The organism is Pseudahrensia aquimaris, from assembly GCF_042676045.1.
Taxonomy (GTDB): domain Bacteria; phylum Pseudomonadota; class Alphaproteobacteria; order Rhizobiales; family Rhizobiaceae; genus Pseudahrensia; species Pseudahrensia aquimaris.
Map to the genome: position 1 here is coordinate 159,598 of NZ_JBHTJV010000009.1, position 23,068 is coordinate 182,665.

Annotated in this window: 23 protein-coding genes; 5 read left to right on the forward strand and 18 right to left on the reverse strand. The window is 55.1% G+C overall.

All coding sequences use genetic code 11. From position 1 onward, the window contains the following. The first annotated feature begins 16 nt into the window (after positions 1–16). A complete protein-coding gene (locus ACFQ14_RS09605; protein ID WP_377212518.1) occupies positions 17–256 on the forward strand; it encodes a hypothetical protein in 240 nt (79 codons plus the stop codon). A gap of 73 nt (positions 257–329) precedes the next feature. On the opposite strand, the gene lpdA is transcribed toward ACFQ14_RS09605, so the two are convergent. From lpdA to ACFQ14_RS09680, 15 genes are all read right to left on the reverse strand, one after another. Continuing rightward, the gene (lpdA, locus tag ACFQ14_RS09610) at positions 330–1,739 is read right to left on the reverse strand and encodes a dihydrolipoyl dehydrogenase (protein ID WP_377212519.1); all 1,410 of its coding nucleotides are present in this window, start codon (positions 1,737–1,739) and stop codon (positions 330–332) included. Between the two features lie 24 nt (positions 1,740–1,763). Then, positions 1,764–2,264 (reverse strand): hypothetical protein, encoded by a 501-nt coding sequence (locus ACFQ14_RS09615; protein WP_377212520.1) that lies wholly within the window; start codon positions 2,262–2,264, stop codon positions 1,764–1,766. Between the two features lie 2 nt (positions 2,265–2,266). Then, positions 2,267–3,793, reverse strand: coding sequence for a 2-oxoglutarate dehydrogenase complex dihydrolipoyllysine-residue succinyltransferase (odhB, locus tag ACFQ14_RS09620; protein ID WP_377212521.1), 1,527 nt, complete (start codon positions 3,791–3,793; stop codon positions 2,267–2,269). Between the two features lie 15 nt (positions 3,794–3,808). Then, positions 3,809–6,781, reverse strand: a complete 2,973-nt coding sequence (locus tag ACFQ14_RS09625) for a 2-oxoglutarate dehydrogenase E1 component (RefSeq protein WP_377212522.1) — start codon at positions 6,779–6,781, stop codon at positions 3,809–3,811. 183 nt (positions 6,782–6,964) lie between these two features. Then, positions 6,965–9,064, reverse strand: coding sequence for a M10 family metallopeptidase C-terminal domain-containing protein (locus ACFQ14_RS09630; protein WP_377212523.1), 2,100 nt, complete (start codon positions 9,062–9,064; stop codon positions 6,965–6,967). A 110-nt stretch (positions 9,065–9,174) separates the two neighbouring features. Beyond that, a complete protein-coding gene (gene sucD / locus ACFQ14_RS09635) occupies positions 9,175–10,080 on the reverse strand; it encodes a succinate--CoA ligase subunit alpha (RefSeq protein WP_377212524.1) in 906 nt (301 codons plus the stop codon). Next, the gene (locus ACFQ14_RS09640; protein ID WP_377212525.1) at positions 10,080–10,298 is read right to left on the reverse strand and encodes a hypothetical protein; all 219 of its coding nucleotides are present in this window, start codon (positions 10,296–10,298) and stop codon (positions 10,080–10,082) included. The genes sucD and ACFQ14_RS09640 overlap by 1 nt, the downstream gene beginning before the upstream one ends. Continuing rightward, positions 10,295–10,900: a hypothetical protein gene (locus ACFQ14_RS09645; RefSeq protein WP_377212526.1), complete on the reverse strand. Its 606-nt coding sequence runs from the start codon at positions 10,898–10,900 to the stop codon at positions 10,295–10,297. Before ACFQ14_RS09645 ends, ACFQ14_RS09640 begins: the two co-directional genes overlap by 4 nt. 2 nt (positions 10,901–10,902) lie before the next feature. Next, positions 10,903–11,319, reverse strand: a complete 417-nt coding sequence (locus ACFQ14_RS09650) for a hypothetical protein (RefSeq protein ID WP_377212527.1) — start codon at positions 11,317–11,319, stop codon at positions 10,903–10,905. Positions 11,320–11,337: 18 nt separating this feature from the next. Continuing rightward, positions 11,338–12,531: an ADP-forming succinate--CoA ligase subunit beta gene (gene sucC, locus ACFQ14_RS09655; RefSeq protein ID WP_377212528.1), complete on the reverse strand. Its 1,194-nt coding sequence runs from the start codon at positions 12,529–12,531 to the stop codon at positions 11,338–11,340. A 143-nt stretch (positions 12,532–12,674) separates the two neighbouring features. Next, positions 12,675–13,637 carry a malate dehydrogenase gene (mdh, locus tag ACFQ14_RS09660; protein WP_377212529.1) on the reverse strand — a complete coding sequence of 321 codons (963 nt, stop codon included), beginning with the start codon at positions 13,635–13,637 and terminating at the stop codon, positions 12,675–12,677. 178 nt (positions 13,638–13,815) lie between these two features. Next, a complete protein-coding gene (locus tag ACFQ14_RS09665) occupies positions 13,816–14,589 on the reverse strand; it encodes a class I SAM-dependent methyltransferase (protein ID WP_377212530.1) in 774 nt (257 codons plus the stop codon). Positions 14,590–14,599: 10 nt separating this feature from the next. Beyond that, complete coding sequence (locus tag ACFQ14_RS09670; protein ID WP_377212531.1) at positions 14,600–15,385, reverse strand: succinate dehydrogenase iron-sulfur subunit; 786 nt, start codon at positions 15,383–15,385, stop codon at positions 14,600–14,602. A gap of 142 nt (positions 15,386–15,527) precedes the next feature. Beyond that, positions 15,528–17,087 carry an alanine/glycine:cation symporter family protein gene (locus ACFQ14_RS09675; protein ID WP_377212532.1) on the reverse strand — a complete coding sequence of 520 codons (1,560 nt, stop codon included), beginning with the start codon at positions 17,085–17,087 and terminating at the stop codon, positions 15,528–15,530. 10 nt (positions 17,088–17,097) lie between these two features. Next, positions 17,098–17,535, reverse strand: a complete 438-nt coding sequence (locus ACFQ14_RS09680) for a universal stress protein (protein ID WP_377212533.1) — start codon at positions 17,533–17,535, stop codon at positions 17,098–17,100. A gap of 192 nt (positions 17,536–17,727) precedes the next feature. Between ACFQ14_RS09680 and ACFQ14_RS09685 the strand changes: the two genes are divergently transcribed. Together ACFQ14_RS09685 and ACFQ14_RS09690 are read left to right on the forward strand one after the other, a co-directional pair. Then, positions 17,728–18,192, forward strand: coding sequence for an Lrp/AsnC ligand binding domain-containing protein (locus ACFQ14_RS09685; RefSeq protein WP_377212534.1), 465 nt, complete (start codon positions 17,728–17,730; stop codon positions 18,190–18,192). A gap of 843 nt (positions 18,193–19,035) precedes the next feature. Continuing rightward, entirely contained in the window at positions 19,036–19,266 is a 231-nt protein-coding gene (locus tag ACFQ14_RS09690; protein ID WP_377212535.1) for a hypothetical protein, read from the forward strand. A gap of 242 nt (positions 19,267–19,508) precedes the next feature. On the opposite strand, the gene sdhA is transcribed toward ACFQ14_RS09690, so the two are convergent. The 3 genes from sdhA to sdhC are packed head-to-tail and all read right to left on the reverse strand — an operon-like array spanning position 19,509 to position 22,136. After that, positions 19,509–21,335: a succinate dehydrogenase flavoprotein subunit gene (gene sdhA, locus ACFQ14_RS09695; protein WP_377212536.1), complete on the reverse strand. Its 1,827-nt coding sequence runs from the start codon at positions 21,333–21,335 to the stop codon at positions 19,509–19,511. 4 nt (positions 21,336–21,339) lie between these two features. Next, positions 21,340–21,720, reverse strand: a complete 381-nt coding sequence (gene sdhD / locus ACFQ14_RS09700; RefSeq protein ID WP_377212942.1) for a succinate dehydrogenase, hydrophobic membrane anchor protein — start codon at positions 21,718–21,720, stop codon at positions 21,340–21,342. 20 nt (positions 21,721–21,740) lie between these two features. Then, positions 21,741–22,136 carry a succinate dehydrogenase, cytochrome b556 subunit gene (gene sdhC, locus ACFQ14_RS09705; RefSeq protein ID WP_377212537.1) on the reverse strand — a complete coding sequence of 132 codons (396 nt, stop codon included), beginning with the start codon at positions 22,134–22,136 and terminating at the stop codon, positions 21,741–21,743. Positions 22,137–22,330: 194 nt separating this feature from the next. Here sdhC and ACFQ14_RS09710 point away from each other — a divergent pair, with 194 nt between their 5' ends. Together ACFQ14_RS09710 and ACFQ14_RS09715 are read left to right on the forward strand one after the other, a co-directional pair. Next, positions 22,331–22,609 carry a hypothetical protein gene (locus ACFQ14_RS09710; RefSeq protein WP_377212538.1) on the forward strand — a complete coding sequence of 93 codons (279 nt, stop codon included), beginning with the start codon at positions 22,331–22,333 and terminating at the stop codon, positions 22,607–22,609. Between the two features lie 113 nt (positions 22,610–22,722). Beyond that, positions 22,723–22,950, forward strand: a complete 228-nt coding sequence (locus ACFQ14_RS09715; RefSeq protein ID WP_377212539.1) for a hypothetical protein — start codon at positions 22,723–22,725, stop codon at positions 22,948–22,950. Positions 22,951–23,068 lie beyond the last annotated feature (118 nt).

Genomic DNA, 23,068 nt, shown 5'->3' on the forward strand with positions numbered 1-23,068 from the left:
AGCAATGGAGGCCCCCATGGCAAGACTTTCGACCCTTTTGACCGCAGCCGCCTTGGCAGCCGCAGCATCCAGCCCCGCATTTGCGGAAGGTTGTGGCTGGGGAAAAATGGCCAAGCACGAGCAAACAATGGCTGAGGTGAAAACCCCAGAAGCGACTGAAGAAGCTGTGACAACCTTCGATCCTGCTGAAAAGCCGGTTTTCGAGGAAGTTGCAAAGGCTGAAACAGTGACAGTTGAAGACGTACCAGCCGAATAGTTTTTGAGTATCCAGTATCGAATCAGAAAGGCGGCTCTTGAGCCGCCTTTTTTGTGCTGACAAACCGTTGCAATCACATATGGATCGGCTTGCCCTCGGTCGCCATCGCCGCCTCGCGCACAGCTTCTGACATCGTCGGGTGCGCGTGACAGGTACGCGCCAGGTCTTCTGAAGAGCCTCCAAATTCCATCAACACGCACACTTCGTGAATTAACTCACCCGCGCCTGTCGCGATGATGTGACAACCAAGAACCCGGTCGGTCTTGGCGTCAGCGAGAAATTTCACCAATCCATCGGTCTGGTTCATCGCGCGCGCGCGGCCATTGGCCGTGAAGGGAAATTCGCCAGAGACATAGTCCACGCCATCGGCTTTCAACTGCTGCTCCGTCGCGCCAACAGACGCCACCTCGGGATTGGTGTAAACCACTCCGGGAATGACGTTGTAATTCACGTGGCCGTGTTGCCCAGCAATTGTTTCGGCAACCGCCACGCCCTCGTCTTCGGCCTTGTGCGCCAGCATGGGCCCGGCGATTACATCGCCAATGGCATAGACATTGGGCACCGATGTACGCCAAGCGCCGTCAGTTGGAATGATGCCTCGCTCCGGCGTAATGCCGAGCGCCTCCAACCCCAAACCATCGGTATAAGGCCGACGACCTGTCGCGACGAGAACCACATCCGCCTCCACCGTCTGAGCTTCGCCACCTTTAACAGGTTCGAACGTGACCAACCCCTTTTTGCCCTTCTTCTCAACACCCGTCACTTTCGACGATAGGTTGAATTTGAAGCCCTGCTTTTTCAGAATTCTCTGGAAATTCTTGGTAATTGTCTCGTCCATACCGCCGAGAATGGTTGGAAGGAATTCGATCACAGTCACTTCGGCACCCAGCCGCGACCAGACCGAGCCCATCTCTAGCCCGATAACGCCGCCGCCGATCACGATCATGGTCTTGGGCACTTTTGGAAGGTTGATCGCTTCGGTTGAGGAAACCAGAACTTGACCGTCAAACTCCAGTTCAACGCCCGGAATCTGCGCAACATCGGAGCCGGTTGCGATGACGATGTTCTTGGCGGAAACCATCTGCTCGGCACCATCATCAGCCGTCACCTTCACGGTGTTGGCGTCAACCAGCGAACCATGACCGTGGAACGTATCAACACCGTTCTTCTTGAACAGATATTGCACCCCATCAACATTGGCCTTCACAACCCCGTCCTTATGAGCGTGCATGGCGTTTAGATCGAGCTTAACGCCGCCCGTCTTGATGCCCAGCTTCTCAAGGCCGTGCTCGGCTTCATGATACATCTCGGATGCATGCAACAGCGCCTTGGACGGAATGCAGCCGATGTTGAGGCAAGTGCCACCAAAAGTGCTGCGCTTTTCGACCACCGCCGCTTTCAGGCCCAATTGCGCGGCCTTGATCGCGCAGACATAACCGCCGGGGCCGGAGCCAATGACAACGACGTCATAGGTGTCAGACATGAGATTTTCCTTTGGTGGAAGGTGCTATTGGCTGCACCCGATATAGCTGAATTTGTCCCAGGGCACGACAGCGAGATTCTCGTCGGTCCAGGGCTTTGAATAACGAAGGCTGCGACCAAGGTCAGGCAGAAGCAACGCGTTGGCAGCCGGGTCAGTGTCCGGCGGGATAAGATCAACCTCACCGTCGGGATAAACGGCGTAAACGACACCTTCCCAAATCTTGCAAGCATCCAGCTCTTCCGCTATGATATCGCCACCAGGGCATTGATATGTCATCACGCCCACGGGCCGGGATATGCCGTTGCTCCACAGAACCGACCCTTCCAGCAGCTTCTTGCCGTCTTTTAGCCCCAGCGTGAACCGGTTGCTCGCCATGCCGCGGCCTTCATCGCCCGTGCCGGAAAACGCCAAGGCATAAGCCTTGTCGGCGTCTTCATAAATTGCATCCCCCTGCAAACACTCTGCCGCCTGCGCCGACACGCCTGCACAGGCAAAAAAAGCTGCGAAGAAAGCACCGCGCATCATGGCTACAGGTCGAGGACAAGCCGCTGGGGGTCTTCCAAACTCTCTTTGATACGCACCAGGAAGGTTACAGCCTCTTTTCCGTCAACGATGCGGTGATCGTAAGACAGCGCCAGATACATCATCGGACGGATCGCGACTTCTCCGTTCACAGCAACGGGCCGCTCCTGAATCTTGTGCATGCCCAGAATACCGGACTGCGGCGAGTTCAGGATTGGTGTCGACATCAGCGAACCGTAAACGCCCCCGTTGGAAATCGTGAACGTTCCACCCTGCATGTCCGCCATCGTCAAATCGCCATCGCGGGCAGCGCGGCCAAGGCGGCCAATTTCCTGCTCAACTTCGGCAATAGTCATTTGATCCGCATCGCGCACGACAGGAACCACAAGACCCTTGTCCGTGCCGACTGCCACGCCGATATGGGCATAATTCTTATAGATGATATCGGTGCCGTCGATTTCGGCATTCACCGCCGGGATTTCTTTCAGCGCATGACAGACGGCTTTCGTGAAAAAGCCCATGAAGCCCAGCTTCACGCCATGCTTTTTCTCAAACAGATCTTTGTAGCTTTTGCGCAGGTCCATGACTGGACCCATATCGACCTCGTTGAAGGTCGTGAGCATGGCAGCTGTTTCCTGCGCACCTTTAAGTCGCTTGGCGATCGTTTGGCGCAAACGTGTCATCCGCACGCGCTCTTCACGAACGGCGTCATCGTCAGATGAAGCAGGGCGCGGCGCTTGAACGGGCGCCTCGGCTTTGGCGGCAGTGGTCTTGTCGAGTGCCTCCAGCACATCGCCCTTCAAAACCTGACCACGCTTTCCAGAGCCTGCGACGGAATCCGCACTGATACCCTTTTCGGCCAGCATTTTCGCAGCAGCCGGAGACGGGTCCATCGATGTTGTAGCCCCGTTCGTTTTTGCAGCCGGTGCAGGAGTTGCAGTAGGCGCAGGCGCGGAAGGCGTAGCACCCTCACCAACGCTGATGCGGCCGATCACATCGCCGGGTGCGATCACGGTTCCTGTGGGAGCTAAAATCTCAGCCAAAGTTCCTGCAGCAGCGGCGGGCACATCCATAGCAGCCTTGTCGGTTTCCAATTCCACCAACGGATCATCGACAGCAAACGCCTCGCCAACACTCACATGCCATGCGCCTATTTCGGCTTCGGTAACGGACTCACCCGCCGATGGGGCAATAATGTCGATCAATTCTGCGGAAGCCATAGCGCTCGTCCCCGTCTCTTTTTCTGTTGTCTTCGTAGCAGCTTTTTCATCAACAACGGCCGCTGCCGCCGCTCCGTTTTCATTCAGTTGGGCCAATAGCGCATCGACGCCAACTGTCTCACCTTCCTGGGCAATGATCGCTTCCAGCACACCGTCCGCCGGGGCCGGAACCTCAATGCTCACCTTGTCGGTCTCAAGTTCAACCAAAGGTTCGTCCGCTTTCACGGCATCGCCCGGTTGCTTGTTCCATTTGCCGATGGTCGCTTCCGTGACGGATTCACCAAGCGTTGGAACGCGGATATCTAAGGCCATATTATTTCCTGTCTGTTATCCACCAAGAGCTTCTTCAAGGAAGGCTCCGAGTTGCGCCAAATGGCGTGACATTTGACCCGTTGCCGGAGAAGCCGCCGCCGCACGGCCCGCATAACGGGGCCGCGTGTGTTTGGCGTCAATGTGTTCCAACACCCACTCTAGATAGGGTTGGATAAAAGCCCACGCACCCATATTCTTGGGTTCTTCCTGACACCAGACAATTTCCGCATCGCCAAAACGCGACAACTCGGTAATCAGCGCCTTTGCCGGGAATGGGTAAAGCTGTTCAACCCGCAGCAGGTAAATGTCGTTGATCCCACGCTTTTCGCGCTCTTCATACAGATCGTAATAGACCTTGCCCGAGCAAAGCACCACGCGGCGAATTTTATCGTCCTTGACCAGCTTGATCGGTTGTTCGTTCAAAACTTCCGCATCGTCCCAAAGCAGGCGGTGGAAAGTGGATTTCGGGCCCAGTTCTTCCAGCGTCGAAACGCAGCGTTTGTGACGCAGCAGACTCTTCGGCGTCATCATGATGAGCGGCTTGCGGAAATCGCGCTTCATCTGGCGGCGCAGAATGTGGAAATAATTGGCTGGTGTTGTGCAATTTGCGACCTGCATATTGTCTTCCGCACATGATTGCAGGAACCGCTCCAGCCGCGCTGAAGAATGCTCCGGCCCCTGGCCTTCATAGCCGTGGGGCAGAAGCATCACGAGGCCGCACATGCGCAGCCACTTGTGCTCGCCCGACGAGATAAACTGATCAACCACGACCTGCGCACCGTTGGTGAAATCACCAAATTGCGCTTCCCACAGTGTCAGCCCATTTGGCTCAGCCAGTGAGTAGCCATACTCATAGCCCAACACCGCCTCTTCCGAGAGCATGGAGTTAATGACCTCATAACCGGCAGCATCTTTGCCCAGATTATCCAGCGGAATGTAGCGATCTTCAGTCTTTTGATCGTAAAGCACCGAGTGGCGCTGCGAGAACGTTCCGCGCTCACAGTCCTGACCGGACAGGCGAACCTTATGGCCTTCGCTTTGCAACGTGCCGAAAGCCATAGCCTCTGCCGTCGCCCAGTCGATGCCTTCGCCAGACGAAATCATTGCGCGGCGATTGTCCATGAAACGGGCGATGGTCTTATGAACCTCGAAACCGTCAGGAACCGATGTGATGGCTTCGCCCACGCGCTTCAATTCGTCCATTGCAACACCGGTCTGTCCGGGGCGCTTTTCTTCCGGACTGTCGGCAACCTTCAAGCCCGACCATTGCCCGTCCAACCAATCCGCATTGTTGGGCTTGTAGCTCTCCGCCGCTTCAAACTCGCCATCCAATTCAGCGCGGAAACCAGCGATCTGGCCCTGCACCTCGTCTTCGCTCAGCACGCCTTCCTTCACCAACTTCTGCCCATACTGTGTGAGCGTGGTGGGGTGTTTTTTGATGATGTCATACATCACAGGCTGCGTGAATTTAGGCTCGTCGCCCTCGTTGTGGCCGTAACGGCGGTAGCAGAACATATCAATCACAACGGGCTTGCCGAACTGCTGACGGAATTCGATCGCCACTTTTGCAGCGTGAACCACCGCTTCCGGATCGTCTCCGTTGACGTGGAAAATCGGCGCTTCGATCATCTTCGCCACGTCCGATGGATAAGGCGAGGAGCGCGAAAAACGCGGATTCGTCGTAAATCCGATCTGGTTGTTGATGATGAAGTGGATTGACCCGCCTGTAATGTGACCCTTGAGGCCAGACAGACCAAAACACTCCGCCACAACGCCTTGCCCGGCAAAAGCCGCGTCACCGTGCAAAAGCAATGGCAGAACAACCCGGCGGTCGCGCGAACCGTCTTCGCGCTTTGGCATCAACTGGTCGCCCTTGGCGCGGGCCTTGCCCAACACGACGGGGTTCACAATCTCCAGATGCGATGGATTTGCCGTCAACGACAGGTGAACCTTGTTGCCGTCGAAATCGCGGTCGGAGGAAGCGCCAAGGTGGTATTTAACGTCGCCCGATCCTTCGACCTCATCAGGCTTGAAGGAACCACCCTTGAACTCATGGAAAACCGCACGGAAAGGTTTGCTCATTACGTTGGTCAGCACGTTCAAACGGCCGCGATGCGCCATACCAAAGACGATCTCTTTCAGGCCCAACTGGCCACCGCGTTTGATAATTTGCTCCAGCGCCGGAATGAGTGACTCGCCGCCATCAAGACCAAAACGTTTCGTGCCCTTGTATTTAACATCGAGAAACCGCTCAAAGCCTTCGGCTTCAACCAGTTTGTGCAAAATCGCCTTCTTGCCGTTTTCGGTGAACTCAATACCCTTGTTCGGGCCTTCGATACGCTCCTGAATCCAGCTTTTTTCCTGCGGGTTGGAAATGTGCATGAATTCAACGCCGAGCGTCGAGCAATAGGTTCGCTTAAGCACTTCCAGCATTTCAGGAACGGTCGCAAATTCCATGCCCAACACATTGTCGAGGAAAATCTTGCGGTCGTAATCGGCCTCGGTGAAGCCATAGGCCGAGGGGTGAAGCTCGTTGTGGTCTTCCTTGTTGCCCGCGATGCCGAGCGGATCGAGATTGGCGTGCAAATGTCCACGGAAGCGGTAAGCGCGAACCATCATGATCGCACGGATGGAGTCGCGCGTCGCCTGCTGCACTTCAAGATCGGACATACCGCCCTTGGCTGCGATCGCCGCGCTAACCTTCTTCTCACTAACGACTTCATCATCCGCCCAATGACCGTCAAGCGCAGACGTCAACTCACCATTAGCTGGAATTGGCCAATTCTTCTGCTTCCAGGAGGCACCTTCGGCATTCTTGATGATGTCATCACCATGGTCGCCCAGATCACCAAAAAACTGCTGCCACTCCGCACTTACCGAAGACGGGTTGCGCTTGTAGTCGGCATAAAGCTCTTCGATATATCCAGCATTGCCCCCGTAAAGAAACGAGGTATTCGCAAAGGCTTCGTTTTGTTCCTGACGCGCCATCGTCGTCCCTTTCCAGTTTTCTCACGGCCATCATGGCCGATTATCGAACAGGAGCGGCGGCAATCTGTTGCCGGTCGCTCAATATTTTGTCCATCGTCATGTCGTCGAAACGATCAGATGGCATTTGATTGCTCGACCGGGACATCAGGTTTCAGGCGCAAGCCTTTAGAACCCTTATAAGCCTCAGAAGAGCGCGAAGTCACTTTCCTCCAGAGCGCCAGAGAAACCGGAGAGCAGGATCGAAAAAGACCCATTTCCGTCGATCGTCACATACCTGCCGGTCCCCGATACTGAAAACTGGTCTGTTCCGGCTAGAAAATCTTGATAGCTGGTGAAGCCAAACGCGCGCATGTCGATAATGTCTTCACCTTTGGTGAAGTCTTCGATGACGTTGGTCTCATCATTGGTCTGGAAACGGAACACGTCATCGCCAATACCGCCATTGAGAATATTGGAGCCTATACCGCCCAGCAGCAGATCATTGCCTGCTTCGCCAAACAGCTTGTCGTCGCCGCTTTCGCCAATGAGAATGTCATTATCATTGCCGCCATACAGGTCGTCAGCACCGACGCCCCCTTTCAGACGGTCATCTCCATCATCACCATAAATATCGTCGAGACCATCCATGCCGAACAATGAGTCGTCGCCAGAACCACCCCGAATGACATCGTCACCGTCTTCTCCATAGATCGCATCACGTCCGGTGTCGCCAAACAATGCGTCCCTGTCCGCACCGCCCTTAATCAGATCGTTGCCATCGCCGCCATAAATCGAGTCGAGACCAGCCTGACCGTAGAGTGAGTCGCCTTCCGCGCCTCCGTGGAGTTCATCGTTTCCAGCATCGCCGAAGATCGCATCGCGACCTTCATCACCGAAAAGTAGGTCACCATCATCTCCGCCGCGAATGAAATCGTTACCGCCACCGCCTTTTACTATATCGGCGCCCTGGTGACCGTAAATTTTGTCACCCTCTTCATCACCAAAAAGATCATCGGCACCGTCTCGTCCAAGAATAACGTCGCGACCAAGCCCACCGCGGATTTCATCTGATCCAGTTCCACCATCTAGAAGGTCGTTGCCCTCGCCACCGAACAGATCATCGTTTCCACTTCCGCCGTAAATCCTATCTCCATCCTCCTCTCCACGAAGGGCGTCATTGTCTTCACCGCCAAAAATTCTGTCTCTGCCGAGGCCACCAAATATGTTGTCGCCACCGCTGAGGCCGTACAGGGTGTCACTCCCACCAAGCCCGTGAATGGTATCGTTTCCACCATTGCCATTGAGTAGATTGGCGGCTTGGTTGCCAGAAATGGTATCGTTGCCCGACCCACCCAAGGCATTCTCGATCAAAGAGCGCGTGTCACCATTGTAAAGCAAAGCGTTGAACACGTTGCCCTCGGCATAAACAGGTGCCTCGCCGCCCGAAACGTAACCTGAATTCAACAGCACAGTCTGTCCAGCATTCGTATCCGATGACAAGCCAGGATTAAGGTCAATACGCAGATCAGTCGAATACAAGCGGAAATCGTAAGTATCAGTGCCGTTTCCATCCCAAATTGTGCGGAAAATCTTATCTTCCGTTGGGCGGAACAAATAGGTTGTGTCGCCCGCATTGGTCGTAAAGTCGGCACCATAAAGGTGCTGCAATGCGGCTATATCGATCATCATGAAGGTTTCGGCATAGCCGTCCGCACGGGCGCTCCGAATTGGAGCACCTTCGGACATGCGATAGCTCATAACCGTATAGCTCATGTGATCGTATGCAGTCGGTGTCGTTCCAAAGTCGGTATTTTCGTGACTGTGCTCCAACCCGATCGCGTGACCGATTTCGTGGTAGAACGTCATCTGATCGAAATTGCCCGCACTTGGCGTGTCAAAGTCGTCAGGATTAAAAAACACATCACCACCAAGAGGCGTCTCCGAAGGATTAAACGCGGTGGCGGTTGTAATCGGTTTTGAAAATATCGTGCCATCAGGCCGATACGTTTCACGAATATCTGTCTGAGCAAGCCGCAAAGTCGCATGTGAGTCAGCGCGTTCGGTCATTTCAGCAAAACGCACCAACGTATATTCTTCGATCAGATCAAAGGTTTCGCGGACAGCATTTCGCTGCGCATTATTGAGCGGCTCAAATCCCGGCAGCGCGTGATAGTGACTGGATTCGTAGAGAGACGCATAGGCGGGAAAGGAATAAGTGATCACCGGCCCGATATAATGATCATCGTGGAGGATGCCATTGACTGCTGGATCTCCGGTAGCGACTGTATCAACGGTTAGGGGCATGGACTGATTCCTCTCATAGCCAAGCGAACGAATTCGCCGCCAGAGCTAGCGCAAACGACAGATACAAACTGTGTAATTTGCCACATCACGAAACAGTCAAACCCCTTCCATCAACCTTTCAACACGTCCAGCAGCGTCTCGCCCAGTTTGGCGGGGCTGTCAGAAACGCGAATGCCGGCGGCTTCCATTGCGTCAATCTTGTCTTCTGCACCGCCCTTACCGCCTGAAATAACGGCGCCAGCATGGCCCATCGTGCGGCCTGGGGGCGCAGTACGACCAGCGATGAACCCGACCATCGGTTTCGAGCGACCTTTCTTGGCCTCGTCTTTGATAAACTGCGCTGCATCTTCTTCTGCGGAGCCACCGATTTCGCCGATCATGATGATGGATTTGGTCTCGTCATCGGCGAGGAACATCTCCAGCACGTCGATGAATTCCGTGCCCTTCACCGGGTCGCCGCCAATGCCCACAGCCGTCGTTTGACCAAGACCCGCATTGGTGGTTTGAAACACCGCCTCATAGGTGAGCGTGCCGGAACGCGACAGAACACCGACCGAACCTTTTTTGAAGATCGAGCCCGGCATAATGCCGATCTTGCATTCATCCGGCGTCATTACGCCGGGACAGTTGGGGCCGATAAGGCGGGATTTGGATTTGTCGAGCTTTTCCTTCACGCGCACCATGTCCAACACAGGCACACCTTCGGTAATCGCCACAATCAGCGGAATTTCCGCATCAATCGCTTCCTCAATGGCGGCCGCACAACCGGCGGGTGGCACGTAGATCACGGAGGCATTGGCACCCGTCTGTTCCTTGGCCTCTGCAACGGTGGTGAAAATCGGCAGATCACCAGTTCCGTTGGAAGCCGTCCACGTCTCGCCGCCCTTTTTGGGATGCGTGCCCGCAACCATCTGCGTGCCATGATAAGCAAGCGCTTGCTCTGTATGGAACGTGCCGGTTTTACCCGTAAGGCCTTGGACGATGACTTTGGTGTTTTTATCGATGAGAATGGACATTAGCACTTATCTTTCAGTGTCTTCTGAATTTCCTTGAGAACCAAAAGCGTTTCGCGGTTTTGGTCGAGAATCTGTTCGTTAATTTCCAGCGTTCGGTCGTTAATCGCGTTCACACGGTCGACGTGAGCGCCGTAGGTTCGCATCTGGTAGCGAGCCAACCACGCGGCCCCAATGAGGAGCAAAACCAGCGGCAGCCATGCGAAAAGTGTCTCCATCATTTTTGCAACAGGGTTACGTTGAGCAAACCGCCGTTGCCGGTTGGCGGAGCCTTTGCGACGAGAAAGACCTTGATATCATCGTTGCCGCCCGCCCATGTGGTAGCGTTGAGCAGACCTTCGGACACGTCCTTGGAGATCGGCTCCTTGCCCGCCAGTCGCTGCATGTTGGGCATGAATTCGGCTGCGTCCTGCTGGTCGTCCAGCACGATGGAACAGGTGGAGGCGGTGCCACCAGCAAAATCCGGGAACGTCTTTTTCTGTGCATCTGTCAGGCCGGATTTCTGAATGCCAACACGAAACAGTCGCTCTCCCACCTGCACGTCCCAACCTTCTAGGGCCGTCGGGTTGTCGACGCTTTGGAACGCTTTCAGATCGGTCGCCCCCATCGAACGCCAAGCCAACTTCGCGGACATCTCACGGATCGCGCTGAAATCATGCACCTGCGCGTAGCAAATGCGGTTAAACACGAAGACAGGGTCCGGATTTGCATCGGCATCCGTCGATCCCGAAAGCGCGGTTTGGGCGTGGGAAAATGTCGTAAATGACAAGCCAAAAGCAAACATCAAAGCTCGACGGGCAAGGGCCAATTTTTCGACAAGCATGCTCAATTTGATCTCAAAATAATTTGAGACACTAAACGATTGTCGACCGCACTCGTATTCGTTGCATCCGTTGGCGAAATGAATGAAGGAAAATCATCTCCTTCAAAGTTCACATCTATCGAAGATACTTCAGAATTTGACAGCTGCAAAAGCAAGTTCGTGTATTCGGCTTCAGTCACATATTCCTGAAGCGTAATTTGTATCCTATTGCCAACAGTAAAGTAGGTGATTTCGGTTTCGGGACGTCGTGCTAGTTCATCTTGCATCAAGAATTGGACAGTGAAAGGTATTGCGCTGCTGATGATATCAAAGTCCAGCGACAACGAGCTAATTTTAGTTGTCTGTCCGGTTCCCTGGTTCTTGGGAAGCCTGACAGATAGTTTTGAATACGATTTTAGATTTGCTGTTATTGAACCCATGCGCTCTCTCCTCGTCTCTCAACCCTTCACCGCTTTCACGATTTTCTGCGCCGCATCATCCAGATCATCAGCGGCCACCACATCCACATCTGAATTGTTGAGGATGGCCTTGCCCTCTTCAACTTTCGTGCCTTCCAAGCGCACAACCAGCGGCACTTTCAGGCCGACTTCTTTAACAGCCGTCACGACGCCTTCGGCAATCGTGTCACAGCGCATGATGCCGCCGAAAATATTGACCAGAATGCCTTTGACCTTCGGGTCCGCCGTGATGATTTTGAATGCCGCCGTGACCTTCTCGGTCGTCGCACCGCCGCCCACATCGAGGAAGTTGGCTGGCTCTGCGCCATAGAGCTTGATGATGTCCATCGTCGCCATTGCAAGCCCAGCTCCGTTGACCATGCAGCCGATATCACCGTCCAAAGCCACATAGGCGAGGTCATATTTCGACGCTTCAATTTCCTTAGCGTCTTCTTCGGTGAGATCGCGGTATTGCTGCATTTCCGCTTGGCGGAATTCGGCATTGCCGTCGAAGGAAACTTTCGCATCCAACACCCGAAGTGAGCCGTTTTTCATCACGATCAGCGGGTTCACTTCCAACAGCGCCATGTCTGTGTCGGTGAAAGCCGTGTAGAGGTCGCGAAACAGTTTCGGCGCTTCGTCAGCGGCCTTGCCGGTCAATTCAAACGCAGAAACGAGCGCCGCGATGTTCGCGTCCGTTACGCCTGCGGAATGATCGATGTCGATTGTGTGAATCTTGTCCGGCGTCTCTTCAGCCACAGCCTCAATGTCCATGCCGCCTTCGGTGGAGGCAACGAACGAAACCTTGCCCGTCTCTCGGTTCACGAGGATGGAGCAATAAAGCTCGCGCTCAATATCCGCACCGTCTTCGAGGTAGAGCCGATTGACCTGTTTGCCAGCGGGTCCAGTCTGTTTCGTGACCAGCGTGTTGCCGAGCATCTCCTTGACATGGCTGCGGACTTCGTCAGGCGAGAAGGCCAGCCGAACACCGCCCTTGGCATCTTCGGGAAGCTCCTTGAACTTGCCCTTACCGCGACCACCCGCATGAATCTGCGATTTCACCACATAAAGCGGACCCGGCAGCGCCTCGATAGCCGCGTCCACGTCCGCTTCCGATAGGATCGGCACACCCTTGGCAATCGGCGCGCCGTAGCCCGCGAGCACTTGCTTGGCTTGATATTCGTGAATGTTCATTCCGTTTCGCTCTTTTCTCTAATCCGTCATCCTCGGATTGGCGAAGCCAAGTCCGGGATCCAGAATGTTTCATCAACCACCGCAGCCCTATCCGGCATCCTAGACGTCCGGCACAAGTCCGAGGATGACGGCGGAAAAAATGATCACTTCAAGTTCGGCGCTATGCCCGCGCATGTTTCGCACAACTCGGCCACTGCAGCGGCAGACGCCGCAAACGCCTTCTCATCCGCTTTGCTCATCTCGATTTCGATCACGCGCTCCGCGCCACCGGCACCGATGATCACCGGCACACCGACATACATGTCTTGAATGCCGTATTCGCCTTTCAGGTTCACGGCGCAGGGCAGAACCCGCTTCTGATCGCGCAGATAGGCTTCGGCCATGGAAATCGCTGATGCGGCGGGTGCGTAATAGGCGGAACCCGTTTTCAGCAGAGCGACGATCTCGCCGCCACCCTTGCGGGTGCGGTCGAAAATTTCTTCGACACGGTCTTTCGTCGTCCAACCCATCTTGATGAGGTCCGGCAGGGGAATACCCGCAACGGTCGTGTATTTGGCAATCGGCACCATCGTGTCGCCATGGCCGCCGAGCACAAAGGCTGTAACATCTTTGATCGAAACGTCGAATTCATCAGCGAGGAAGTGTTTCAAGCGCGACGAATCCAGCACACCCGCCATTCCCACAACCATGTTCTTCGGCAGGCCGGAGAATTTCTGCAGCGCCCAGACCATCGCATCGAGCGGGTTGGTGATGCAGATCACGAAGGCGTTCGGCGCATACTTTTTAATGCCCGCGCCCACCTGCTCCATCACTTTCAGGTTGATGCCCAGAAGGTCATCGCGGCTCATGCCCGGCTTGCGGGCAACGCCAGCGGTGATAATGCAAACATCGGCACCCTCTATGGCTTCATAAGACTGCGTGCCGGAGAGTTTTACGTCGAACCCGTCAACAGGCGAAGATTCCGCAATGTCCAGCGCTTTGCCCTCGGGAATGCCTTCGGCAATGTCAAACATCACGATATCGCCGAGTTCTTTCAGACCAGCGAGGTGAGCCAGCGTTCCGCCGATCATGCCAGAGCCGATCAATGCGATCTTGTTGCGCGCCATAAATTCTTCCTTTTACGTAAGACATTTGAGCGCCCTGCGCTCGATTGCGAGTTCCCTGTCTCAAGGCGTAGCATGCAGAACAGGAAAATCAAGATCGATGTGTTACAGAAGCGCCAAAAGTATAAGGAATGGCAATTTATGACAATTTTTCTTACGTAAAAGGAATGATTGTGTCGTTTCAATTCGCAATCAGAAGAAAACTCACTTTCGTATCGACAAAAGGACGCTCGACACTGATCAACTCGCGCTCAAGCGCTTCTGCGAGTTCTTTCCGCCTTACAGAGTCTGCCGCATCTCCGAGAGGAAACGAAAGCAGATTGGCTGCAATATCCTTTGCATCGCTTATTTCGTAATTATCTTCGAAACGATGAACGGCTACGCTTTCAAAATGCTCCTCTAAAAGTTCCCTTGCCCTGCTCGGACTGAACAAAACGGCACCGAGATCCTGCTTTTGTGCCCCGAAAACATCGAAACCCAATTGATTGATACGAGCTAGATTATCCAGGCTGTTTGTGCTGATAGCCACCCTGCCACCTTCTGCACAAACTCGCTTGAATTCCATCACCGCTCTAGGCTGATCCTCCACGTGATACAGCATATGAAGTGCAAGCACCGTATCGAAACCATCGTCGTTAAGCGGAAGGTCGCAAACACTGGCTTCCAACGCTTGTGGCTCAAAGTCCTTTACCAAAGCCGAAACAGTCGTCTGGGCTTGTTGAAGAAGAAATTGCGACGTATCGACGAGAGTAAGTCCGTCAAGAATACTTAAGGGCGAGGACACCTCGCTCCAGAGCCAACCTGGGCCGCACCCGATATCCGCAACATGCTCATTTTCTTGCCATTCCATTGCAGCATGTACAAATTCAAACCAATTCTTGGTTCCATACCTCGCGTGGAGGTTTGCCCGGCTCTTTAAATTTTTGTCCGTTACATATTGCTCAACGACAGTCACCGGATAAATCCTAAACCCGGCGCTCCACCATCATCTTCTTGATCTCCGCAATCGCTTTCGCCGGGTTCAAACCCTTTGGGCAAGCCTGCGCACAGTTCATGATGGTGTGGCAGCGGTAGAGCCGGAAGGGGTCTTCCAGATTGTCGAGCCGCTCGCCAGTGGCTTCGTCGCGCGAGTCGATCAACCAGCGGTAGGCCTGCAGCAGCGTTGCAGGGCCGAGATATCGGTCGCCGTTCCACCAATAGGACGGGCAGGACGTTGAGCAACAGGCGCACAGGATGCACTCATACAAACCATCCAGCTTTTCGCGGTCTTCCGGCGATTGCTTCCACTCTTTCTCCGGCTTCGGCGTTACGGTTTTCAAGTAAGGCTCAATGGAGCGGTGCTGGGCGTAGAAATTCGTCAAATCCGGCACAAGGTCTTTTACCACAGGCATGTGCGGCAGGGGATATATCGAAATAGCACCCGAAACTTCTGCCATGCCTTTGGTGCAGGCAAGCGTGTTGGTGCCGTCAATGTTCATGGCGCAGGAACCGCAAATGCCTTCGCGGCAAGAGCGGCGGAAGGTCAGCGTCGGGTCGATGTTGGACTTAATCCAGATGAGCGCGTCCAGCACCATCGGACCGCAATCGTCCGTGTTGACGGTGTAGGTATCGGTGCGTGGATTGCCATCGTCATCGGGCGACCAGCGGTAAATCTTGAATTCGCGCGTCGGGGCTTTGGTGTCTGACTCAATTTTGGTCCAGACTTTGCCGTCTTCGATGCGGGAATTTTTAGGCAGTGTGAGTTCAACCACGTGCGGGCTCCGGTGCACATAAATTTGAGCTTGAGACGTAGCGTTGGCTCGGCCACTTGGCAAGACGAACAATAGTCGCAAGCTGCAAACGAAAACGGGGCGCCCAGATCGAGCGCCCCATCTTAGCTTTTGTCAAAAGCACTTAGTGCTTGAACTTCTTGATCTCGCCAGCGGCAAGACGCTCGCTGTAAGACGCCAACTCCTTGCGCACCAATCCCATGAGGAAGTAGAGCGCGAAGATGTTGACCACGGCCATGGCAAAGATCGCCGCGTCCGAGAAGTCGATCACAGGGCCGAGGCTGGCGGCTGCACCGATAACGATGAAGACGCAGAAGATGATCTTGAACGTAAGCTCAGACGCCTTCCCTTCACCGAACATGTAGGTCCAGCTTTTCAGCCCGTAATAGGACCATGAGATCATGGTCGAGAACGCAAACATGATCACCGCTACGGCGAGCACATAGGGGAACCACGAGATCGACGAGCCAAAGGCGGCCGATGTCAGCGCGACACCGGACGTATCACCCACGGTTTTGATCGCGCTGCCAGCATCGTTGAGAACGAACAGGCCGGTCGCCTCATCCATAATCAACTGACCGGAAATGGTGATCACCAAAGCCGTCATCGTGCAGATGACGACCGTATCGATCAGCGGCTCAAGCAGCGAGACGAAACCTTCCGTGATCGGCTCTTTGGTTTTCACCGCAGAGTGCGCGATGGCCGCAGAACCCACACCGGCTTCGTTCGAGAACGCCGCCCGCTTGAAGCCCTGGATCAACGCGCCAACGAAACCGCCGGCAACACCAAGGCCCGTGAAAGCGCCTGCGAAAATCTGGCCAAAGGCCCAGCCGATCTTGTCGTAATTGACGATCAAAATGATGAGGGCTGCGCCCACATAGATGATTCCCATCAACGGCACGATTTTCTCGGTCACTTTGGCGATGGATTTAATGCCACCGACGATCACGGCAAAAACGATTGCCGCAAAGATGAACCCGGTAATCAAACCGGAGAACTCAAAACCGACAACTGTCTGGATTTGGGCATGCGCCTGGTTGGCCTGGAACATATTGCCCCCGCCCAATGCACCCAGAATACAGAAAATCGAAAACAGAACGGCCAGAATTTTACCGCCCGGCAGGCCCAATTCATCAAAGCCCTTGGAGATGTAATACATCGGCCCGCCAGAGACGGTGCCGTCTGGATATTCGTTGCGGTATTTCACGCCCAGCGTACATTCGGTGAATTTTGACGCCATGCCCATCAGGCCCGCCAAAATCATCCAGAACGTAGCGCCCGGCCCGCCAATGCCCACGGCAACGGCCACACCGGCAATGTTACCAAGGCCCACCGTGCCGGAAAGCGCGGTGGCGAGAGCCTGAAAGTGGCTCACCTCACCGGCATCGTTGGGGTCAGAATAATCCCCCTTCACAAGGCCAATTGCGTGGCCAAAAAAGCGAAACTGCACAAAACCGAAATAGACGGTGAAGATGGTCGCCGCCACAACGAGCCACATGACGATCCACGGAAAAGTCGTTCCCGGGAACGGTGCGAAGATGAGGCTCACGAAGGGTCCGGTGACGTTTGCGAAGACTTCGTTGACCTTCTGGTCTAGCGACATCGCCTCTTGGGCGACAGCCGAACCCGTCAGTGCCGCAGTCGCGGCAAGGGTCGGCAGAATTGATTTGGATAGATTTCTCATAACACTCTCCTCAACCGACAACTGTGACGGGCACGGTTGCGCTCATCACAAGGTTGGACGTTGAACTGCCAAAAATGCGCTTGGCGAAACCGCCTTCGGAGGAACGACTGACGACAATCTGATCGGCATTCTTTTCCTTCGAGATAGCGATGAGCGCATCGGCAACGTCGCCATGGCGCACGATGCCCGTGGCGTTGAGCCCAGCCGCTTTCAGCTTTTCGACGGCGGGATTGACCACCCGTTCCAGCGCGGTGGAGATTTCTTCCTCCCGGCGCTTGTGGCGTTCGGCGTTTTCTTCCGGTGTCTGGAATGAGAACGGCGACCATTCGACGATATAGGCAATAACCAGATCGCAATCGCCGATCAGCTTCGCCAAATGTTGGGCGTGGGCAAGCGCCCGCTCCCCCGATCCGTGACCATCCAGGCCAACCACTAATGTTGCAGTCATTGTCTTTCTCCTCTCGTGAGCAACCGCCCGATTGCGGTTGAGAATGCGAGAATGGTGACGCCCCCCAATTCGGTCGTCCGGTTACCATCCGCATCTTACATTATAGGAAGAAAGACTGGTCTGAGCGCCTAAACTTGGCTAATGTTTAGGTCAAAAGCCTAATTTGCAGGCCAAATCAGGAAATATGCCTAAATGAGCAGGTCTTTAGACAATATCGATAAACACATCCTCAACGAATTGCAGGCCAATGGAAGGCTCTCGATTGTTGAACTGGCCCAACGGGTTAACCTCACCAAAACCCCCTGCTCCGAGCGCGTGCGGCGACTGGAGAAGGCGGGCGTAATCAGCGGTTACAACGCCAAAATCAGTCCCGCGAAGATCGACATGAACCATGTCACCATCGTTCACATCAACATGCTGCAAACGGTCGACAATTCGCTGGAAGACTTCAACGCGGCCGTGCGCGACATTCCCGAAATCCAGACCTGCATGATGATCGCAGGCTCCTTCGACTACATGCTGAAAGTCCGCACGCGCGACATGGCCCATTTCCGCGAATTGCTGGGCGAGAAGATCAGCAAACTGCCCAACGTGATGCAGACCCATTCCTTCGCCGTGATGGAAACGGTGAAGGAGAGCGACCTGATCAAGGTTTGAGCAGCCCCCTTTTTGGCGCCCAATTTCACACCCGACACACTCGTCGTCATTCCGGGGCTGGCAACGCCAGAACCCAGTGCCGTGCGGGTGGACCTGTCGGTTCTGGATCCCGGATTCCGGCTGCGGCGGCTCCGTGATGACGGATTGTAGATAGAGGACGTGCGTTTGCATCTCCGCCGAACATTTTGTTCGCGAGAGGATGTCTGCTTTCCACCCTTCGGGCAGAACTGATGGAGCGGGCGGAAGTCCGCCGTGTCTGTTGTGTGTTTGTGTGGCAGGCCGCCGCCCGCTCCACCCGATATTTTTACGACTACCCTTCCGACTGCGTTTGCATGGACCTTTTCAGCCCATGGGAGCAACGACCGCGTGACCTTCGGGCTTTAACCGAATGGCGCTGGAAACTGGGTGACGTGCACTTTGGGAGACGATCCGGTCATCGCCCCCAGTTACATACCGGCCCCTTGCGCATGACGAAGCCGGACCGACGCCACCGTTCTTACGCACGAGATGGCGGCGAGGTTAGAGGAAGGGGAGGAAGCGTGAATAAGTCTTTTTCGATTTCCCCTCACTCCACCACCGTCATTCCGGGGCTGGCATCGCCAGAACCCGGAACCCAGAGCCGCGCGGGCAACGCTCTCAGCACTGGATCCCGGACTCCGCCTCCGGCGTCTCCGGGATGACGAATTGGGGTGCGGTGCTTAAACGGAAATATTTCGCGTGTGCCAAACGACGCCGACGACAGCTTTGAGCCGATTGCCAGCCTCTCTATTTGACAATTCAACCGAATAATTGATTTTGGAACTGCAGGGAAAAGTTAGCATTAAGTCGATCAGGTAAAAAGCAATGCGCACAGCAATTACAGATTTTAAAACCGGTTGGTATGGAATTGGCATGGGTTTTTCTGATGTCGAATTAGACAGGCTTATAGACGGGCTCCAAAAGCTTAAGTCAGGCGAGATAGACCATTTTCATTTTCGTTCAACTGTATTTGAAACAGCGGCCGGTGGTATTGCAGATGTTGAATTATTCAAATTATCACAGTCAGATCAATCCGACATGGTGATCGATTGCTAGTTCCTTTGCATAGCTTACCTCGGAACATTTATTGAAGTAGCTTTCTTATGGTCACTTCGCCCGCACTACGGACATCGAGGAACTTTGAGCAGGGCCTAATTTGAAGGTTGCCTTGGTCAAACCGATTGATAGCCTCGTCGGCAGTCCAACAGTCTGGGGTAGGCCGAAATCGCTTCAGCGGCACCATGTAAAAAGGGCCGCTTTCGCGGCCCTTTCAAATTCTAAATCTGTGCTCGCAGCCTCTAATACACCCGCGCCTTCGGCTTGATGTAGCTGACTTCGTTGCTCAGCGTGTAGGTGTGCACGGGTCGCGTATCCATTTTCACTTCTTTCTTGTCAAAATCGGCAAATGCCAGCGTGTGGTGCATCCAGTTTTCGTCGTCGCGGTCGGGGTAATCCTCGTGGGCGTGGGCGCCGCGGCTTTCTTTGCGGTTCCAAGCGGAATCCATCGTCACAACGGCCTGCGAAATCAGGTTGTCGTATTCCATCGTTTCGATCAGGTCTGTATTCCACACAAGACCGCGATCGGTGGTGGCGATGTCGTCGGAGGCCTTCCAGATGTTGTGCATCTTTTCGTGGCCCTCGTCCAAGATTTCCGTTGTGCGGAAGACGGCGCAGTTGGACTGCATGGTCGCCTGCATGTCGGCGCGCAGTTTTGCAGTCGGCGTGCCGCCCGATGCGTTGCGGAAATGGTCGAGGCGTGACAGCGCCAGATCGGCGGAGTCTGCGGGAAGCGGACCGTGGCTTGCGCCCGCCGTCACCGTCTCCGCACAGCGCATGCCTGCAGCGCGGCCGAAGACAACGAGGTCAATCAGCGAATTTGAGCCAAGGCGGTTTGCGCCGTGAACGGAGACACAGGCCGCTTCGCCGACGGCCATCAGACCGGGCACGACCGTATCGGGGTCGCCATTGGCCTTGGTCAGCACTTCGCCGTGATAATTGGTCGGGATGCCGCCCATGTTGTAGTGGACGGTCGGGATCACCGGGATCGGCTCCTTCGTCACGTCAACACCAGCAAAGATGCGAGCGGATTCCGAAATGCCGGGCAGGCGTTCGGCCAGCAGATCGGCATCGAGATGGTCGAGGTGGAGATAGATGTGGTCGCCCTTCGGCCCCACGCCGCGCCCCTCACGGATTTCCATCGTCATCGAACGGGAAACCACGTCGCGGGAGGCGAGATCCTTCGCCGATGGCGCATAGCGTTCCATAAAGCGCTCGCCCTCGGAATTGACGAGATAGCCGCCTTCGCCCCGTGAGCCTTCGGTGATCAGACAGCCCGCGCCGTAAATGCCGGTCGGGTGGAACTGGATGAACTCCATATCCTGCAGCGGCAGGCCAGCGCGCAGAACCATCGCATTGCCGTCGCCCGTGCAGGTGTGGGCGGAGGTGGCGGAGAAATAGGCGCGGCCATAACCGCCGGTCGCCAGAATCGTTTTATGCGCGCGGAAGCGGTGGATCTGGCCGGTTGCCATTTCGATGCACACCACGCCACGGCAAGCGCCGTCTTCCATAATCAGGTCAATGGCGAAATATTCGATGTAGAATTCAGCGTCATATTTCAGACTCTGACCATAGAGCGTGTGCAGCATTGCGTGGCCGGTGCGGTCAGCAGCAGCACACGTGCGCTGGGCAGGCGGGCCTTCGCCGTATTCGGTGGTCATGCCGCCAAACGGGCGCTGGTAAATCTTGCCCTCTTCGGTGCGCGAGAACGGCACGCCGAAATGGTCAAGCTCATAAACGGCCTTGGGCGCTTCGCGGCACAGATATTCAATCGCGTCCTGATCGCCCAGCCAGTCGGAGCCTTTGACGGTGTCATACATATGCCACTGCCAGGTGTCCTTGCCCATATTGCCGAGCGAAGCGGCAACACCGCCCTGCGCTGCAACCGTGTGGGAGCGCGTGGGGAAGACCTTGGTGATGCACGCCGTCTTCAGCCCGGCCTGCGCCGCGCCCAGCGTTGCCCGCAGGCCAGCGCCACCGGCGCCCACCACGCAAACGTCTACGGTGTGGTCGATAATATCGTAAGCAGGGATCGCTTTTTTCGCGCTACCGTTTGCCGTTTTCGCCAAGTCTCTAGCCTCCAAAGCCGAGTTTTAGAATTGCAAAGCCGCAGGCTGCGGCCATGCCAATGCAGAAAAATGTGTTTGCGATGAGCGCGATCTTACCGGCACCGCCTTGAACGTAGTCTTCAATGACCACCTGCATGCCGAGCTTCATGTGATAAAATGCGCTCCCAAACACCATCAGGAAGATGATAGTCACAGAAGGCTTTTGAAAACATGCGACAACTTCTTCGTGTGTCGCACCGATCAGCTGGACCATCACCCAGATGAAATACAGCATCAGCGGAATGTTCGCGATGGCCGTTAGCCGCTGGCGCCAAAAGTGCTCCGTGCCGTCCTTGGCAGAACCAAGCCCCCGAACACGGGAAAGCGGAGTGCGCAGATCGTTCATAGATGTCATTGTTCAGCCCCTCAAAACGCCAGCGCCAGCAGCCAGACGAGAACCGTCAGGACCGCTGAAGCGATGGGGTGCATTTTGGCGATCTTGGTCGTGAAATCTTTCTCCAGCCCGCGGCCTGTGTCCTGAACCAGATGTTTCAGCCCACCCAGCATGTGATGCATCAGCGCGAAGGTGAAACCGAACAGGATGATCTTGCCAATGATCGAGGTGAACACGCCGTTGGCCGTTGCGAATGCATCCGGTCCAGAAGCGGCGGCGATCAGCCACCACGCGATCAGGATCGTGCCTGCATAGAGCGCAACGCCGGTGATGCGATGCAGGATCGACATGACCATCGTTGGAATAGGCTTGTAGATTGAAAGATGCGGGCTCAATGGCCGCTCTTTAAGACGTGGTGCGTCCGACAAAAGGCCGCTCCCTGACCCTGAGTGATATGGTGGAGCGTTTGTAGAGCGATAAAACCAGCACGTCAAAGATTCCTGACGTCCGGTTTGGCCAACTTTCGGATGATACAAAATCATCCGCTCAATTGATCCAGCGCAACGTATCACCGCTGAAAGCCGTTATGATGGGGCAACAGCAACATCAGGAGACATCAGCCATGATCACACTCACCGATCATCAAGAGATCAGAAACTGGGCGTCAGCCCGTGCCGGAAAGCCTGCCATTTATGAACCTCCCGGTGGCGAGCCCGTGCTGCGCATCGTTTTTGGCCAGTTGGGCGATCATGAAAACGACGACGACAGCGCCGTGGAAACGCTCTCACTGGTCGAATGGCCACAATGGTTTGCGTTGCTGGAAGACCACGGTCTGGCGCTGCAAGTCCCCGACGATCAACCGGGCGTGCGCGACGAAACCCATCACTTCGTGAAGCTCTGACCCTGCGCTGCGCTACCGCGAGGAACCAACAATAAGCCCTTCTGCTGCTCTGTGTCCTTTGTCACAGAAACTGCAGTCGCAATCTCCTAACCTGCGTGCAGGAGGAGAAAGCGATGTTTCACGTTGATTTGCTGGGCTATCTGGCTGGGCTGTTCCTGCTGCTGATGGCCTCGATGAAAAACCAGACCCACATGCGTATGTGCAATATTGCGGGCAATGTCTGCTTTGTCGCCTATGGGTTTCTTGCCGGAGTGATGCCCGTTCTGGTGCTCAACATCATCATTATGGGATTGCATGTCTACCGCATGGTACAGGCCCGCACGTCGTCTGCAAAAGCTTAGGGTCAGGATCCAAGTCACCATCCATCACGCCGACTTGAAGCAACGTTTGTTGCGGTCGCCCCATTGTTGCCCTAGCTGAACAGCTAAGACATCAACAATTCACGACCCAACAAACGGA

What these genes read in the sequence shown, in the direction of transcription:
- ACFQ14_RS09605 (WP_377212518.1), top strand. Translation starts at nt 17, where the DNA reads ATGGCAAGACTTTCGACCCTTTTGACCGCAGCCGCCTTGGCAGCCGCA.
- lpdA (WP_377212519.1), bottom strand. Translation starts at nt 1,739, where the DNA reads ATGTCTGACACCTATGACGTCGTTGTCATTGGCTCCGGCCCCGGCGGT.
- ACFQ14_RS09615 (WP_377212520.1), bottom strand. Translation starts at nt 2,264, where the DNA reads ATGATGCGCGGTGCTTTCTTCGCAGCTTTTTTTGCCTGTGCAGGCGTG.
- odhB (WP_377212521.1), bottom strand. Translation starts at nt 3,793, where the DNA reads ATGGCCTTAGATATCCGCGTTCCAACGCTTGGTGAATCCGTCACGGAA.
- ACFQ14_RS09625 (WP_377212522.1), bottom strand. Translation starts at nt 6,781, where the DNA reads ATGGCGCGTCAGGAACAAAACGAAGCCTTTGCGAATACCTCGTTTCTT.
- ACFQ14_RS09630 (WP_377212523.1), bottom strand. Translation starts at nt 9,064, where the DNA reads ATGCCCCTAACCGTTGATACAGTCGCTACCGGAGATCCAGCAGTCAAT.
- sucD (WP_377212524.1), bottom strand. Translation starts at nt 10,080, where the DNA reads ATGTCCATTCTCATCGATAAAAACACCAAAGTCATCGTCCAAGGCCTT.
- ACFQ14_RS09640 (WP_377212525.1), bottom strand. Translation starts at nt 10,298, where the DNA reads ATGATGGAGACACTTTTCGCATGGCTGCCGCTGGTTTTGCTCCTCATT.
- ACFQ14_RS09645 (WP_377212526.1), bottom strand. Translation starts at nt 10,900, where the DNA reads ATGCTTGTCGAAAAATTGGCCCTTGCCCGTCGAGCTTTGATGTTTGCT.
- ACFQ14_RS09650 (WP_377212527.1), bottom strand. Translation starts at nt 11,319, where the DNA reads ATGGGTTCAATAACAGCAAATCTAAAATCGTATTCAAAACTATCTGTC.
- sucC (WP_377212528.1), bottom strand. Translation starts at nt 12,531, where the DNA reads ATGAACATTCACGAATATCAAGCCAAGCAAGTGCTCGCGGGCTACGGC.
- mdh (WP_377212529.1), bottom strand. Translation starts at nt 13,637, where the DNA reads ATGGCGCGCAACAAGATCGCATTGATCGGCTCTGGCATGATCGGCGGA.
- ACFQ14_RS09675 (WP_377212532.1), bottom strand. Translation starts at nt 17,087, where the DNA reads ATGAGAAATCTATCCAAATCAATTCTGCCGACCCTTGCCGCGACTGCG.
- ACFQ14_RS09680 (WP_377212533.1), bottom strand. Translation starts at nt 17,535, where the DNA reads ATGACTGCAACATTAGTGGTTGGCCTGGATGGTCACGGATCGGGGGAG.
- ACFQ14_RS09685 (WP_377212534.1), top strand. Translation starts at nt 17,728, where the DNA reads ATGAGCAGGTCTTTAGACAATATCGATAAACACATCCTCAACGAATTG.
- ACFQ14_RS09690 (WP_377212535.1), top strand. Translation starts at nt 19,036, where the DNA reads ATGCGCACAGCAATTACAGATTTTAAAACCGGTTGGTATGGAATTGGC.
- sdhD (WP_377212942.1), bottom strand. Translation starts at nt 21,720, where the DNA reads ATGAACGATCTGCGCACTCCGCTTTCCCGTGTTCGGGGGCTTGGTTCT.
- ACFQ14_RS09710 (WP_377212538.1), top strand. Translation starts at nt 22,331, where the DNA reads ATGATCACACTCACCGATCATCAAGAGATCAGAAACTGGGCGTCAGCC.
- ACFQ14_RS09715 (WP_377212539.1), top strand. Translation starts at nt 22,723, where the DNA reads ATGTTTCACGTTGATTTGCTGGGCTATCTGGCTGGGCTGTTCCTGCTG.